The sequence below is a fragment of the Psychrobacter pygoscelis genome (assembly GCF_004335015.1).
Taxonomy (GTDB): domain Bacteria; phylum Pseudomonadota; class Gammaproteobacteria; order Pseudomonadales; family Moraxellaceae; genus Psychrobacter; species Psychrobacter pygoscelis.
The window spans coordinates 69,984-84,435 of record NZ_RQRU01000007.1 but is presented as its reverse complement, the minus strand read 5'-3'; the positions used below and the strand labels follow the sequence as shown (position 1 = coordinate 84,435).

The 14,452-nt window shown below is 45.4% G+C and carries 13 protein-coding genes; 4 read left to right on the top strand and 9 right to left on the bottom strand.

Annotated elements, in window-relative coordinates; genetic code table 11:
* Positions 1–3: 3 nt before the first annotated feature.
* The 3 genes from EGV92_RS12695 to EGV92_RS12685 form a co-directional block, all read right to left on the bottom strand.
* The gene (locus tag EGV92_RS12695; RefSeq protein ID WP_131669675.1) at positions 4–888 is read right to left on the bottom strand and encodes an FTR1 family iron permease; all 885 of its coding nucleotides are present in this window, start codon (positions 886–888) and stop codon (positions 4–6) included.
* Positions 889–1,007: 119 nt separating this feature from the next.
* Complete coding sequence (locus EGV92_RS12690) at positions 1,008–1,418, bottom strand: cupredoxin domain-containing protein (protein ID WP_207401804.1); 411 nt, start codon at positions 1,416–1,418, stop codon at positions 1,008–1,010.
* Between the two features lie 211 nt (positions 1,419–1,629).
* Positions 1,630–2,187, bottom strand: a complete 558-nt coding sequence (locus tag EGV92_RS12685) for an iron transporter (protein ID WP_131669674.1) — start codon at positions 2,185–2,187, stop codon at positions 1,630–1,632.
* A gap of 961 nt (positions 2,188–3,148) precedes the next feature.
* On the opposite strand from EGV92_RS12685, the gene rluB reads away from it, so the two are divergent.
* Positions 3,149–4,057: a 23S rRNA pseudouridine(2605) synthase RluB gene (gene rluB, locus EGV92_RS12680; protein WP_242678741.1), complete on the top strand. Its 909-nt coding sequence runs from the start codon at positions 3,149–3,151 to the stop codon at positions 4,055–4,057.
* 163 nt (positions 4,058–4,220) lie between these two features.
* Here the strand turns inward: rluB and EGV92_RS12675 are convergent, their stop codons facing one another.
* The 3 genes from EGV92_RS12675 to EGV92_RS12665 form a co-directional block, all read right to left on the bottom strand.
* Positions 4,221–4,802, bottom strand: coding sequence for a hypothetical protein (locus tag EGV92_RS12675; RefSeq protein WP_131669672.1), 582 nt, complete (start codon positions 4,800–4,802; stop codon positions 4,221–4,223).
* Positions 4,803–4,837: 35 nt separating this feature from the next.
* Positions 4,838–5,386, bottom strand: a complete 549-nt coding sequence (locus EGV92_RS12670; protein WP_131669671.1) for a hypothetical protein — start codon at positions 5,384–5,386, stop codon at positions 4,838–4,840.
* Positions 5,387–5,483: 97 nt separating this feature from the next.
* Positions 5,484–6,272, bottom strand: coding sequence for a hypothetical protein (locus EGV92_RS12665; protein ID WP_131669670.1), 789 nt, complete (start codon positions 6,270–6,272; stop codon positions 5,484–5,486).
* Positions 6,273–6,892: 620 nt separating this feature from the next.
* On the opposite strand from EGV92_RS12665, the gene EGV92_RS12660 reads away from it, so the two are divergent.
* Positions 6,893–7,489 carry a LysE/ArgO family amino acid transporter gene (locus tag EGV92_RS12660; RefSeq protein WP_165525622.1) on the top strand — a complete coding sequence of 199 codons (597 nt, stop codon included), beginning with the start codon at positions 6,893–6,895 and terminating at the stop codon, positions 7,487–7,489.
* Positions 7,490–7,662: 173 nt separating this feature from the next.
* Here the strand turns inward: EGV92_RS12660 and EGV92_RS12655 are convergent, their stop codons facing one another.
* The 3 genes from EGV92_RS12655 to EGV92_RS12645 all read right to left on the bottom strand — a co-directional run bounded on the left by EGV92_RS12655 (position 7,663) and on the right by EGV92_RS12645 (position 10,808).
* Positions 7,663–8,301, bottom strand: a complete 639-nt coding sequence (locus tag EGV92_RS12655) for a MarC family protein (RefSeq protein ID WP_131669668.1) — start codon at positions 8,299–8,301, stop codon at positions 7,663–7,665.
* A gap of 410 nt (positions 8,302–8,711) precedes the next feature.
* A complete protein-coding gene (gene nadC / locus EGV92_RS12650; RefSeq protein ID WP_423227916.1) occupies positions 8,712–9,599 on the bottom strand; it encodes a carboxylating nicotinate-nucleotide diphosphorylase in 888 nt (295 codons plus the stop codon).
* Positions 9,600–9,794: 195 nt separating this feature from the next.
* A complete protein-coding gene (locus EGV92_RS12645; RefSeq protein ID WP_131669666.1) occupies positions 9,795–10,808 on the bottom strand; it encodes an NUDIX hydrolase in 1,014 nt (337 codons plus the stop codon).
* 424 nt (positions 10,809–11,232) lie between these two features.
* Here EGV92_RS12645 and nadA point away from each other — a divergent pair, with 424 nt between their 5' ends.
* Positions 11,233–12,372, top strand: a complete 1,140-nt coding sequence (nadA, locus tag EGV92_RS12640) for a quinolinate synthase NadA (RefSeq protein WP_131669665.1) — start codon at positions 11,233–11,235, stop codon at positions 12,370–12,372.
* Positions 12,373–12,419: 47 nt separating this feature from the next.
* Complete coding sequence (nadB, locus tag EGV92_RS12635; protein WP_242678733.1) at positions 12,420–14,366, top strand: L-aspartate oxidase; 1,947 nt, start codon at positions 12,420–12,422, stop codon at positions 14,364–14,366.
* Positions 14,367–14,452: the final 86 nt, after the last annotated feature.

Here is a 14,452-nt window from a genome sequence, read left to right as displayed (position 1 = left end):
CTTCTATCTTATTACTGCTTTGTCCGTCTTACTACTTTGTAGCGTCACACGCGATTGCTTGCGCTGCCACTGCGGCAATAGCACTATGCCTACCAAAATCCAATAAATTGCTAAGGCAAGCAAATCGAAGCCATTGGGCTGCGAGCGATAACCAAATAACGAAGCCATTAAGCTGCCAAAGACACTACTGTCATTTAACAGAGCACTACTGTCCCAGGCAGTAGCATACAGCCAGTCTGGCAGCGATAGCATGCCTAGAGGACCATTCATAAGCTTTTCTGCCGCAGTAAGAAATAAAGCAGAGCCTAGAAATAACAACATAATGCCGGTCACACGGAAGAATAAAGGCCAAGAGATATACTTGCTACCTACTTGCAATAAGTAAAATAAGAATAAGGCCAAAGCCAAGCCAATAGCTGCAGCACCAAAGAACTGCATATAGTCGGTAAACTCTATCAGACCTAAAAAGCTACCGTATAAGAACATTACTGTCTCAGAGCCTTCACGGCCTACCGCAATCATGGCTAAGAAAAATACGCCCCACCAGTTTGCCGCTTGTACGTTTTTTGCTAGCCCCGTCTCAAGATCTGCTTTCAACGTGCGGCCATGCTTTCTCATCCAGTAAACCATCTGCACAATAAGGGCAGAGGCGACCACAAGCATACCTACCTCAAACCAAGTCTGCATAGCAGCGCCCAAAAATTCAGTAACACCGATGAGCGCTAGTGCCAACATCAAGGCAAGCAGTAGTCCGGCGACAATGCCCGCAATCAGCCACTTTTTACCTCTAGCACCCGCAGCATTTTGAGTCATCCATGCCCATAATATACCGATCACCAGTAGGGCTTCGATACTCTCACGACATACGACAAAAATCACTTGTCCCATAGTCAGACCTCAATTTAAAAACACGATAATTAAATGGCGCCGATACAGCCGCTTAGTGATAATGCTACTGGTCGATAAATGAATGAGCACAGAGACTACAACCACCTACAGTTATTAGGTTACTTAGCGACAATAAGCCCATTCGCCCCTGGTGTAAAATCATCGTAATAGTCATAAGTCCCAGGACTTAACGGCATGACTAAGACCACGGACTCTGTGCCCATGTATAATATTTTTTCTTGTCGTAGCTGATTGCTTTCGAACTCAGCAGGCTTAGTGCCAAGATTTCGTACAATGATGCGAAATTTCTGCTTAGCAGGAACGACCAGCTTGTTTGGCATCAGCTTGCCATCTTTCATCTCGACAAGATAAGCAGGCAGATCATCATAACGCTTATGGTGGACTTGTTGACTATAGCCACTAGAGGTTATTTTGCTGCTGTTACCGATATTAGGCATTGATGCCGCAAAGCTACTAAAGCTAAACATGGCACAGCCGAGCAGTAGCAGGGCTTTAATTGAGTTATTCATAGATCGCCTCTTAGGAAAGTGAGATAGCTCCACTATAGTGACATCACTACTATTAATGCTCTATCGATAACCGCACTAATAGTAGTGACTGAATGAAGCAGCTATTAAACACTGATTAGATACTGAGCAGCTGTTGGCTATCTTTATTCTCAGATAGCTTTTCGCTACTATATAGCTTGTACTTGTACCTATAACACTGTCATTTTAATTATTAGTAGCTGCCCTTCTCACCTGGACCTGCCCAAGGGAACTGCCATTCAAGATCGATAGGCTTAAACCATTCTGGCGCCGCCGTCTCTTTATCGATATGTCGAGCAAACGCTATATGTTCATTGTCGCTAGGTGGCTGGATATGGTACTTAATTCTATACAGCCCTGGTCCCATCAACTTCACATTACTACCATAATGCGGACCATCACTGGCCACCATTGGCATTAGCTCACCAGACTGACTGGCAATTACTTTTTTAGTTTTATTGTCTATTTTGTCAAGTTTATAATTAATGGTTAAGTAAGGTACCCACCAGCCCTCAGCAAAGGTATTGCCGTTATCTTTAGTGGCATGAATATCAAGCTCAATGTGCGCTTCGGCTTGATCCGCAGGCAGTCCCATTTGTTTATCCATCGTAATAGGCTGCAAATAAACAGAGGCAATCTCCATGCCCTCCACCTCTTGAGCAGGTCCCATAGGATGCTCTTTGGCCATTGCAGTAGTAACCATAGCCGGTAATAAAAGTGCTGCGATAATGCCTTTTTTTCCTATACCCATATCAAACTCCTAATGAATCAACTTAAATTAAACCTATGTTATTAATGATTTAATATTCCAATGATTGAGCCTGTGTCAATACAAGAAACCTTAGATCATTAAAACACCTTGATTGTTTGTAGCGGCTATTAGAGTCCGTAAAGAAGTTGACCATAGGTCTAACAGAGACTATTGGTTCATTTAATAAAGGCTCTAATCTCGCTACAATATTTATGGTAATCCTAAGGATAACGATTATCAATTAGTTAATTACTCATCCCTAGCTCTCTTTGGCTAAATTTAAGAAAAGACTATTAAGTTTAACTTAATTTTAAAATAGCTTTACAACCCATTTAAAATTTTTTATCTCAGTAGCTTTGCTTTTATATTAAGAATAAAATCATCGGTCAAATCTGAATCTTAGCAACATTAATTAGGAAAACTTATAAGATATATGGTCAATGACCATTAAATCATTGAATGTATAAATTTTTTTAGTTGGTTTTTTAAACAAAAAAAATACAATATTGTAATATTATCGATTAAAAACTATCCAGTAAGAACAGAAAGTCAATTTTAGACGTCGCTTATATATTGGCAATACAACGATAAATGCTCGTTTTTAACTTTAGTTATTTTTATCCTATAGCCATTATTTGTTAATTTTATTTAACTATTACTTTTCCATGTTAAATGCCTTGTTGGTTTTTTTAAGCGGTTTTAAATAAATAAAAACTAGCGTAAAATGAGTCTCCAATTTTATGACGTTGAGAAATGTCAATTACCGAATCCAGGAGAAATACCTATGAGTAACCCATCAAACCCCACTTCCAATACAGGCCTTAGCGCCCGCAATCCTGAATCAGCTCAAGCAGCCAATACTGATAGTAAAGGCTCAGAGTCTAGCTTTATTAAAGAGACACCTGCCCATACTAAAGTCAGCACTGCAGGTACAGAGAAGCTGCAAAAAGCCCTAGCACGCATGGGTCTTGGCTCACGCCGTCAAATGGAAGAGCTGATTAAATCAGGCCGCGTCTCAGTGAATAGCGGCCCTGCTACTATCGGCGACCGCGTCACTCAAGGCGATGAGATCCGCGTCGATGGCCGCTTGATCAAGTACAAGTCCGAGAATGAGAAGCGCCGCCGCGTCTTGGCCTACTACAAGCCAGAAGGTGAGATTTGCTCAGCACACGATCCAGAAGGTCGGCCCACCGTCTTTGATCGACTGCCAAAACTGACCCATGACCGCTGGGTAATGGTCGGCCGACTGGATATCAACTCTACGGGCTTATTGCTCTTCACTAATGATGGTGAGCTTGCACACCGCCTAATGCATCCCTCTAATGAGGTCGAGCGCGAGTATGCCGTTCGGGTGCTTGGTGAGGTCACACCAGAGATTGCCAGTAAGCTTACCGCTGGTGTGGAGCTAGAAGATGGGGTTGCTAAGTTTGACGATATTCAAGAAGCGGGTGGTAGCGGTGTCAATAAGTGGTATCACGTCAAGCTTAAAGAAGGTCGCAACCGTGAAGTGCGTCGCCTTTTTGAATCACAAGAGCTTAAGGTTAGCCGCTTACTGCGAACTAAATACGGCTCGTTCAGCTTGCCAAAAGAGCTGCGTACTGGTCGCTTTATTGAGCTGGACAAGCGTGACATCCATGACTTGACCGACTTGGTCAATCTACGTCCACGTCAAGGTACTGGCCTTCATGGCCAAGCCAAGCGTAAGCAAGAGCGCATCAAGAATAAACCGCTTAAAGCGCGCCGTAGCCGTAGTGTGGATCGCTCTGACAGCTCAACCCACACTGCTAAAGGCCGTCCAACAAGCTCGGGTAGTCCAGCAAGTAAAGGCCGCCCTTCGAGCGCTAGAAGCTCTAAGCGCGGACGCTCGTAAAGCACCCTCTAGCTTAATGGCTAATAATGAGTGCTATGCTTGATAGTCGAAACCCCCTATATTAGTGGAGTAATATAGGGGGTTTTTAACACCAGCTCTAAGACAAGTTCGCCAGCGTTCAGTTTATCTTTGAATGTCACTGTTGCCACATTAGCCTATATATTCACATACCGTCATCGAGCTTATCAAGATAGCGCTTCATAATGACCAGCTCTTGATAGCTACTGTCTCGGCACTGATCTAGCAGTATATCTAAGCGACTTTCTGTCAAATCCAATAGCTCAGTTAATAGGGTTAAGGCAGGCAAGGCGCTATCCAAGTTTTGGTCATTGGCGCTATCCATATCAGCGATACGCTGATGGTGTTGCGCGAGCGTCTGATAATCGCTGAGCATGGCAGGAATACGCTCAGATAGCAATTTTCGAACGACAAACTGGGCTTCGTTAGCAGCCACAGTATGACCCTGCTGGGTCAGCGCATCTCGCCACTGCTGATAGATATCTGCTTTATTATCAATTCTTGATAGCTGGCTCAGTACAGAAGGCGGTAGCAGCGGTAATACAGCTTTATCGATATTTAGCTGCAGAAGATTGGGTAGCTCAGGCTCTGACGAGGGTGGGACATACTCCAAGGTTCCTGGGGTAATACCGACCGCACGATGAAAGGCATGCCAACCCTTAATACTGGCATAGACGACGCCTAAAGTTGTGGCGATTACTGCTCCTGCACTGAATAATATACTCATAAAAGGTGTCGCATAACAGGTATTGTGCGGCGGCGTTAGAGCGCCTCATCTTCAAAGCGCTGTTTTAAGTAGCGATTGGCCACCAACAGTTTTTGCCCATCTTGATGATAGGAAGCGTCGAGTAGCTCGTCAAACTGAGCATTAACGGTATTGAGCACCTCTAAGAGGGCCTCCTTACCCGTAACGTTGGAGTTCCTAATCTTAGTGCTATCAGCACGCGCTCCGTCTAAATCATGCAATCGGCGATAGTCTTTGACTGCTTGCGGCACGTGCTTGTCCATCAAGTTTTTGATCATGACATAGGTTTCACTGACCGCATCTTGATCGTCTATTTTGCCATCATTATTGGTATCGCCATAGATCAATCGCAGCTTCTCGCCCTTCTCATTAATCTGAGCTAAGGTCAGCTTGATATCTTGAGGTAAGCTTTTTTCGGGGATATAGCCAAGCTGCGGCATAGATTTATACTCGAGCATCTTAGGCTGGGTAATTTTTTTGACCCCACGGTAGCCCAAATACAGACCAGCGGCAGGTAGTACGCCGTACAATACAAACATCAAAAACATGGCGGTTAATTGGGTCATAATCCGAGTCCTAACTCTTATTCAAGACATGATATGGTTGTTATATAATCTGGTCACTTAATGAGCAGCCACTTACTTAAGCTAATACTGATGCATCTCAGCTCTGAGTTCGGCTTTTGACATAGCGGTGCGTCGATGCCAAGCGATTTATCACCGTATTATGTAGCTCATCCAATAGCTCATCAAGCTCGTAGTCAATCTCTAAAAATAAATCCGTCAATATATCACCTGCGGTCATATTGCCTTGAACGATATTATTCTTAGTACGGTGCGGACTGAAGCGCAGCAGTTGTTCATAGTGCCTTAGCGCCTCAGGAATACTCTCAGCGATGAGTTTATCAATGACAAACTGACGCTCACAGAACCACTCTTCTTGCTCACCGCTTAGCTCATCGGACCAGTCGCGATAGCGGCGTAGCTTATTGTTGATCCGATCTAAGATAGCCACTGCCTCAATAGGCATAGCATTCAGTGTTTGCTCATCAACCACGTCAATAAGTTCGGTCATAATGGGGCATCTTCCATGTTTTAATTGCCAAAGGGTATTGAGGTCAAACGGCGGCCTATTAGGAGATCGGTAGTTCTTTTTATTTTTAAGATAGCGGTCGGTCAGCGGTGTTGGCGCTTGATTATTGCCAACTTGCGCTACTGCCTCAGAGACACGCTCGGCCCTTAGCCGCTGATTACGCCGATTTTGATTACCTTCGCCTTGACTAACGTTGCCTTGACTATTAGCAGCTTGGTTTTGCTGCGTATGATCCATCTCACTCTGTGCTGAGCTTGGATAAGTAATCGGCGGCAAATCATCGTACGTAGGCGCAGTATTTGACTCTGAAAACGCAGGCTCTGAAAACGACTTTAGCAGTCTAGCTAGACTAACGACCATAGCTCACCTTATTCACTCCTTAACCTGACCCAGTCAATAGAAGCCGCAAGTATTAATACTATCTTTATCGACACCTTAATAACATTGGCTTTGTTAACTACGGATTATTTAGCATTTAGTATCACTCGATAGAAAAACGCTGTAGACGACCAATCAAGCTACCCCTATCGCAGGCAAACCTCAGCTAAAAATATTAGAGCATATCTCACCACTATCTTCCATCATACCGTGATAACTGACAATATTCTGTACAAAAAAAGCAAGTCACTGCTAAGCCCAGCTAAGCCAGACAGCTAATCCGCATTCTATCTGCTACCGAGCCACTCAAGAGACGTCTGCCACCTTAAGTCTATCATGACGGCGAACCAATAGATCTCAATAGTAGGTAGGCAACGAGTCAGCTATTAATGCAATTCACTATAGACTTATTAAAAATATGGCTAGTAATTTGTGCATTAGTAATAAGGGTTTTAATTGTGCCTTTATAGCGTATTTATCATTATAATATCGGCTCAAGGCAGACATAGCAGTTGTGACTTTATTGTCGCGACTTTTGCCCTAAATAACCGCCTCTTTAACTGCTCATGGCCCTGCTGCTAGCTTAAATTACTAGGATTATAATGCCGGATTTTATCTCAGGTTTTGCCTTGAGCTTCTCGCTAATACTAGCGATTGGCTCACAAAATGCTTTTGTGCTAAAGCAAGGACTTAAGCGTGAGCATGTCTTTGCAATTTGTCTCTTTTGTGCCCTGTCTGATGCCCTACTTATCTCCGCAGGAGTGGCAGGATTTGGCGCGGTAACGTCGAAATATCCGGACTTTATTCAGCTCGCCAAATGGGGCGGCGCGTTATTTTTATTGGTCTATGGTCTGCTAAGCTTGTACGCTAGTGTGAGTAAGAGCCATGCCCTTAGCGGCCAAGGGGCAGGCGTTAGCAGTTTAAAGAAGTCATTGCTGTTATGTATTGGCTTTACTTGGCTCAATCCGCATGTCTATTTGGATACGCTAGTATTGGTGGGCATGGTATCGACAGGCGCAGCCAACAAAGTGGCATTTACTATAGGAGCGGTGGGAGCATCAGTGCTGTGGTTCTTCGCGCTTGGGTTCGGCGCGCGGCTGCTTGCTCCGCTATTCGCCAAACCCAAATCTTGGAATATATTGGATGCCTTGGTGGGTGTATTGATGCTGTCTCTCGCATGGCAACTATGGCAGGGTTAAAGTAGGACCTGTCGCACACTCACCACCTGCCTATTAATAAGCACAGACAATAAGCTCAAAAATTAAATAGGCTTAGCTTGGCGACTGGTTTTTCCCGTATAAAGACTGACTAAATTTTCCTATGAAGACGGATATTCAATAAGCCCTACTGCACAAGCCTATCATCATAACGCCTAGCTTAAGCTTGGAAATATAGTGCGAAGACCACTGACAATAATCTCTATCGAGACGGCAGCCAATAGCATACCCATGATTCGGCTCATAATATTCAGACCCGTCTCGCCCAAAAAGCGGCTGATACGACCGGCCATCATCAGTGATAGATAACAAAAAAGGCTAATAAATAATCCTGCAATAATCACTGCAGACACTCGCCAAAACCCTGAGATCTGTGAAGAGTAGATGATGACGGTCGAGATACCACCCGGTCCGATCATCATTGGGATGGCAATCGGTACTACTGCCGCACCCATACTCGCTGGTGCCTGAATATGATCTACTTCAAAGTTTTCTTGATCGGGTTTAACCGGATTACCCTCACCATTCATCATATTAATGGCAATAAGAAATACCAAGACACCACCGGCCACTTGGAAAGAGCCGATAGAGATACCCAGTGCTTGCAGCAGCGTAGAGCCTGCTACGGTAAAAAAAGCAATGGTGATAAAAATAGTCAGACAAGATATCTGAGCAACTTTGCGGCGATCGGCCATAGAGTAGCCGCGCGTCAAATCCAAAAACAGCGACAACGCGCTAAATGGATTGATTAGCACCACAAAGGCTAAGATGATTTTGATAATTTCAGTATCCACAGCGAACTCACTTTTAGCTTGCTACAATTCATCCTTAAACGATAATGACAATGTATTAAAGACGACCGCCCCCTACCCTTAATATAGTCAGCTTACTTTAAAATCGATACAGTATGATGGGTAGAATTTTTGCAGTTTTTAAAGGGCACTGGCACACGATTAATAGTGATTTTTTTTACCAGTCGCCCGTCTATATAGGTATCGATCTTTGCACTTAACTATATCGTTATCTTTTAAAAAGCGCTATGGCTCTCATTACTAGGCGGTTGCTTCACTATAAAAGCGCGCATTGTAGCATACCTTTTTTTTATGACCGTATCTTTATGTGGGTCTGTTTTATATTGTGCAGTTTTTGAGTTATTTTGGGCGACTGGCGGTACGTCTACCACATATGCACCTAAAATAACTGACTAAGCCGTAAAATCCAGTCCTATATCCAATGCCGCCGTACTGTGAGTCAAGTAGCCCATCGCAATAAAATCCACGCCCGTTTTAGCGACCTCAATAACGCTCTTTGGAGTAATTCCCCCAGACGCTTCTGTCAATGCGCGACCTTGACACATTGTCACCGCGGCGCGTAGTGTCTCAGCATTCATATTATCAAGTAGCACCAACTTCGCTCCTGCGTCTAAAGCTTGCTCAAGCTGCTCTAGGGTATCCACTTCAATCTCAATCGGAATAAGGTGACCCGCAAACGCTTGCGCCTGCTTGACCGCTTTTGTAATGTTGCCAGCTATGGCAATATGATTGTCTTTAATTAATATAGCGTCATCTAGCCCCAGTCGGTGGTTGCGGCCACCACCACAGCGAACGGCATACTTTTGCAACGTTCGAAGACCTGGGATAGTCTTTCGCGTACAAGTAACCTGCGCGGGATAATCTGCGACACTATCGACAATCTGCTGCGTCGCCGTGGCAATACCACTAAGATGAGTCATAAAATTTAAAGCGGTACGCTCAGCAGTCAGTAGATGGCGGGCATTGCCGCTGACCGTCGCCAGAACAGTGCCTGCTGTCACCCTTTGACCGTCATGGACATGTGCCTTAAAGCTGATAGCATCATCGATGAGGGCAAAAGACAATCGTGCCAAATCCATCCCACAGATGACCCCAGCATCTCGCGCTTTAATGACCAAACTTGCGGTCTTGTCCTCCGGAATAGTCGCTTGCGAAGTGATGTCACCACGGCGCCCTAAGTCTTCAGTTAGCGCTGCCGTCACCCAAGGTGTTAATAGCACATCATCAAGCCGTGGTTCATACTTACTCTTAGCTTGATCACTCTTCAAATTTAAATTCACCACTTCACCCACTCCCATTATCAAACCCCCTAATTGTGTAAAATTACTTATTAAGTAATTCATTTAAACCATTTATTTATACTCAATGTGAGCATAAATATAACGGATAATAAGGGGTACTGCAAACTTTATGTATTCACAGAGATATTGATATCTATAAAGCCATTCACTAGCTACGCGTGAAAATAATAAGGTCTATTTACGCTTTGGTAGCTTGCTGTCCATCAATAAGCTTTGTAACTCGATATCATAACGAAAGCGATAAAGCTTGGCAGGTCGACCACGGCTAGCGCTGCTACTCTGCCCTGTCGGCTCAACCAAGTCTTGGTGCTCAAGCAAGCGGCGAAAGTTCTGCTTGTGCAGCTTAACTCCAGATAAAGCTTCGACGCTTTTTTGTAGCTGTGACAAGGTAAAAGCATTGGGCACCAAGCCAAAGATTAGCGGCTTGTATTCGATCTTAGCTCTCAGGCGTGAGATAGCCGTAGCAATCACCCGCCGGTGGTCATAATACATCGGACGACCAATGGCTTGCGGCCAATTTACTGGTAGTATATTCGGCTGATAAGCCGGCGACTCGGGCAATAGACCTGCTTCATAGAGCATCTCATAGCGAAGTAAAGCGTGCTCTGAGACCCAATCTGATCCCCCATCCTTATCTGCATCTCCGATATTGCTAGCATTGTCTTCGTCACTAGCGCGTACGTTTACTCCCCAGCACAGCTCAATCCGCTGCTGGCGGCGGCTGCGCTCACTGGCTTCTGTCGCTGACTGCGCCCATAGCACCAATTGCGGAACGATCAACTCGTCGATAGCGTTTGGCGCGCCGGATAGATGATTTTCCCAAGGAAAATAGTCATACCAGTCTTGCCAAGCGGCTTGTGACTCAAGCGCATGCAGCTCAGTCTCTTGTACCAGTCCCAAATAGCTGACATATACCAGTGCGTGACCTTCACTATTACGCCTATTGGTATCGACAAAGGTATACAGCTGCTCAATATACCCAAGCGGCTGCTGTGTCTGTTCTTCTACCCACTGGCGAACACCGGCTTGCAAGGAGCGGTGCAAAGGCATCAATGGTCCATTGGGCAAGAGCTTACCATTATTCACAGTAAGCACCCGAGCACGGTCGCCCGTAATGGCGATAAGGACAGCAACGACTTCGGTAGTGCCGCTACCTTCAGGATGGGCATGAGAATACGTTAGGCTCATAAAATACTTCAATAATCTATCAAAGGTTTAAAAGGGATATAGGATCATTGAATGATCCTTTTTCTATTAGCAGAGTCTACCATTAAGCTTGAAGTATATTGTCAATGATTGGGACAAATTATGTTCTTTCAAGCCTGCCGCTATGCCGTAAAGTCAGCACCCTCTCAATCCGCTTGATAGTTTATTTTTACCCCCATAGTGACTGAAAAATAAATTAACCCTTGTAATTATGCTCAAAATGAGCATAATTAAAACAACCCAAGTTAATTTTTCTGATTAGTACCTTTAGTCTTGAATTTTACTTAGTGTCGCTACCCTCTTAACTTAATGCTGTTTATAACGCGGATTATTTTTTTAAGAGTGGTCATACACTGAGCCAACCACCTACGCTTAACGCTATATCGCTTCGGCAGGAGGCCGCCCAATGAAAACCTACCCTTATGACGCTCCAACCTTAAGTAGCAACTGCGAGCTGAGCAATCAGCTGAATATTGAGTATGCTAAAGCTAAGATTCCAGCGGACATGAGTCGCTCTGAGCGGCTAACAGTAGAAACCAATATCAGGCGCTTGCTACAACAGCATAATGCCGTGTTAGTCGCGCATTACTATGTGGATCCCTTCATTCAAGAGCTGGCTCTAGAGACCGGTGGCTGTGTGGGTGACTCACTTGAGATGGCGCGCTTTGGTCAAGCACATCCGGCCACCACATTGGTCGTCGCTGGCGTTCGCTTTATGGGTGAGTCGGCCAAGATTCTCAGTATGGACAAGACCGTCCTCATGCCAGATTTAGAAGCTGAGTGTTCGCTTGATTTAGGCTGTCCGATTGAAGACTTTAGCGCCTTTTGTGACGCTCATCCTGATCGCACCGTCGTGGTTTATGCCAATACCAGCGCTGAGGTCAAAGCTCGCGCTGATTGGGTCGTGACCTCTTCGGTCGGTCTTGAGATCGTCAGTCATCTACATGCCCAAGGTGAAAAAATCATTTGGGGTCCTGACCGTCATTTGGGCAAATATATCCAAAAGGAAACGGGGGCGGACATGCTGCTGTGGCAAGGCTCTTGCATCGTACATAATGAATTCAAAGCGACTGAGCTTAAGCAGTTAAAAGCCGAGTACCCAGACGCGGTAGTATTGGTACATCCTGAATCGCCTGACAGTGTCGTACAACTGGCCGATGTCGTTGGCTCAACCAGCAAGCTACTAAATGCTACCAAGGAGATGGACGCCGAGACCTTTATCGTCGGTACTGACTTGGGCATCTTGCATGAGATGCAAAAGCACTCTCCTAACAAGCGCTTTTTGGCTGCCCCAACCGCAGGCGAATCAGCGACCTGTAAGAGCTGTGCATTCTGTCCTTGGATGGCAATGAATGGACTTAAAGGTATCGAGCAATGCCTTGAGACAGGCACTGGTGAAGTTCACTTAGAGCCACAGCTAGCAACTCGCGCCTTAAAACCCTTACAGCGCATGCTGGACTTCGCTGCTGAGCAAAAACGCCGCGTTCAGGCCAGTGGCGATATTGTCAAGGATCGTCCACTGTTCAATAAGGTTGGCGCGGCCTAAATAGGAGCACCTCACCTTATCTGTATTCCCTGCGATGAGTAATGACTATGACCAACGCTGCGCCCAATTTTAAGCTTGCTAAAAATATGACAACTGCTCAGACTATTGAATCAGGACTGTCGACGCCTGAATCGATCGACTGTGACGTATTAATTATTGGTGCAGGATTAGCAGGCTTAAGCACTGCTTTATTCTTACCCAAGACCCTAAAGGTATCAGTACTAAGTAAAAAAGAGCTTACCGCTTGCTCCAGTCATTATGCTCAAGGCGGTATTGCCGCGAGCCTCGCCGCCGATGACTCGGTAAAGGATCATATTACTGATACCTTAGTCGCAGGAGACGGTCTTTGTGATAGTAGCAATACTTCGGCTATCTTGAGCGCAGGAGCCAATGCCATAGCTTGGCTGCAAGCGCAAGGCGTACCCTTTACTTTGCAAGAGCAAGTAGCGGTAAATGAACTTGATAAATGCACAGTCAAAGATGAATCTAGTAGCAATAGCCTACCCACAATAGAGAGATTGCACTTAACTCAAGAAGGTGGCCATAACAGACGCCGCGTTGCTCATGTGGATGATGCTACTGGTCAATACGTCATGCAGACGCTAAGCCAACGAGTGCTAAATGCTAGTAATATCACAGTATTAACTGGCTATGAAGCTTTAGAGCTGATAACTAAGACCTTGCCCAATCAAAAAGAGCCGCTACAAAAGCCAACCTCCCAATATCCCAGCTCAGCTTGTCAAGGTGCGCTTGTTTTTGATAGCGCGCGCCAGCGCCTACTCACTATCAATAGCCGCGCTGTCGTACTTGCCAGCGGTGGTCTCGGTCAGCTATTCAAACGTGCGACCGCACCAGAGGTCTGTATGGGTGATGGCATGATGATGGCTTGGCAAGCAGGCTGCCGCTTAGCCAATCTTGAGTTTGTACAGTTTCATCCGACTGGTCTGGCCTTAGATAACAGCAACTTCCTAATCTCTGAAGCGCTGCGTGGGGAAGGCGCCTACCTTCGCTGCCCTATCAGCGGTAAGCGCTTTATGCACAACTACGATAGCCGCTTAGAATTAGCACCGCGAGATATTGTTGCTCGCGCTATTGCCGAACAAATTAAGCAAAATGGACTAGGCTTCGTACACTTAGATATTAGCCACCAGCCGAGTGAATTTGTTCGCGAGCACTTTCCGAAGATTGCAGCGACACTAAATGCGCTAGGCATTGACATGACCAAAGACCCCATTCCAGTCGCACCGACTGCTCACTATAGCTGCGGCGGGGTGGTTACAAGCGCACAAGGCCTAACCGATGTGGCCGGACTGTATGCCGTTGGTGAGGTCGCTTACACAGGACTGCATGGGGCTAACCGGCTTGCCAGCAACTCTCTTTTAGAATGTGTGGTCGTTGGTCGCCGCATCGCTCAGCACCTACCCTATTATCTTGGCTCATCAGTCAATAAACAAAATCATGGACAAGACAATAGACGACGCCATAACGAAGCTAACCTTTGGTCCGTACCAAAAGTAGCTAATGGCTATCTGGTAAAAGACATAGAGTTGCCTCAGTCTCAACGGTTAGAGCCAGCGATGCCCAGCAGCGCGACTCAAGTAGACGCCCTTAAATCGCTAATGAGTCAGAACTTGGGTATCAGCCGTAATGCTAAAGACTTACTGCAAGCCATGCAGCAGATTGACGCATGGCAAAGGGCTATATTATTAGAAAGTAAAGTAACACCTAGTGGCTTAGCTTTAGCAAATACTACTAACAGCTCCTTACCTGAGGCATTAGATACTTGGCGTTGGCAACGGCTGTTGTATTTAGCTAGATTAATGCTGCAAGCTGCGCTAAGCCGTAGCGAAAGCCGCGGCGGTCACTTTCGTAGCGACTATCCAAGTAGTGCAAACGCGGCTCAGGTCAGTGTGATAGCCAGTCCAAAAGCAGCAACTAACTTGACACCAAAAGAGCCTGAGATCCCCTCATCAGAGTCTACTTTAATGCTATAAAAACCAATTCGATGATAATGATACTATTGGCTTAAACCACTGATTTATTTACCCCCACCTACACTACAGATGGATAACCTTTATAG

Excerpts from the sequence above, each read along its gene's own strand:
- EGV92_RS12695 (WP_131669675.1), bottom strand. The coding sequence starts at position 888 with ATGGGACAAGTGATTTTTGTCGTATGTCGTGAGAGTATCGAAGCCCTA.
- EGV92_RS12690 (WP_207401804.1), bottom strand. The coding sequence starts at position 1,418 with ATGAATAACTCAATTAAAGCCCTGCTACTGCTCGGCTGTGCCATGTTT.
- EGV92_RS12685 (WP_131669674.1), bottom strand. The coding sequence starts at position 2,187 with ATGGGTATAGGAAAAAAAGGCATTATCGCAGCACTTTTATTACCGGCT.
- rluB (WP_242678741.1), top strand. The coding sequence starts at position 3,149 with ATGGGTCTTGGCTCACGCCGTCAAATGGAAGAGCTGATTAAATCAGGC.
- EGV92_RS12675 (WP_131669672.1), bottom strand. The coding sequence starts at position 4,802 with ATGAGTATATTATTCAGTGCAGGAGCAGTAATCGCCACAACTTTAGGC.
- EGV92_RS12670 (WP_131669671.1), bottom strand. The coding sequence starts at position 5,386 with ATGACCCAATTAACCGCCATGTTTTTGATGTTTGTATTGTACGGCGTA.
- EGV92_RS12665 (WP_131669670.1), bottom strand. The coding sequence starts at position 6,272 with ATGGTCGTTAGTCTAGCTAGACTGCTAAAGTCGTTTTCAGAGCCTGCG.
- EGV92_RS12660 (WP_165525622.1), top strand. The coding sequence starts at position 6,893 with ATGCCGGATTTTATCTCAGGTTTTGCCTTGAGCTTCTCGCTAATACTA.
- EGV92_RS12645 (WP_131669666.1), bottom strand. The coding sequence starts at position 10,808 with ATGAGCCTAACGTATTCTCATGCCCATCCTGAAGGTAGCGGCACTACC.
- nadA (WP_131669665.1), top strand. The coding sequence starts at position 11,233 with ATGAAAACCTACCCTTATGACGCTCCAACCTTAAGTAGCAACTGCGAG.
- nadB (WP_242678733.1), top strand. The coding sequence starts at position 12,420 with ATGACCAACGCTGCGCCCAATTTTAAGCTTGCTAAAAATATGACAACT.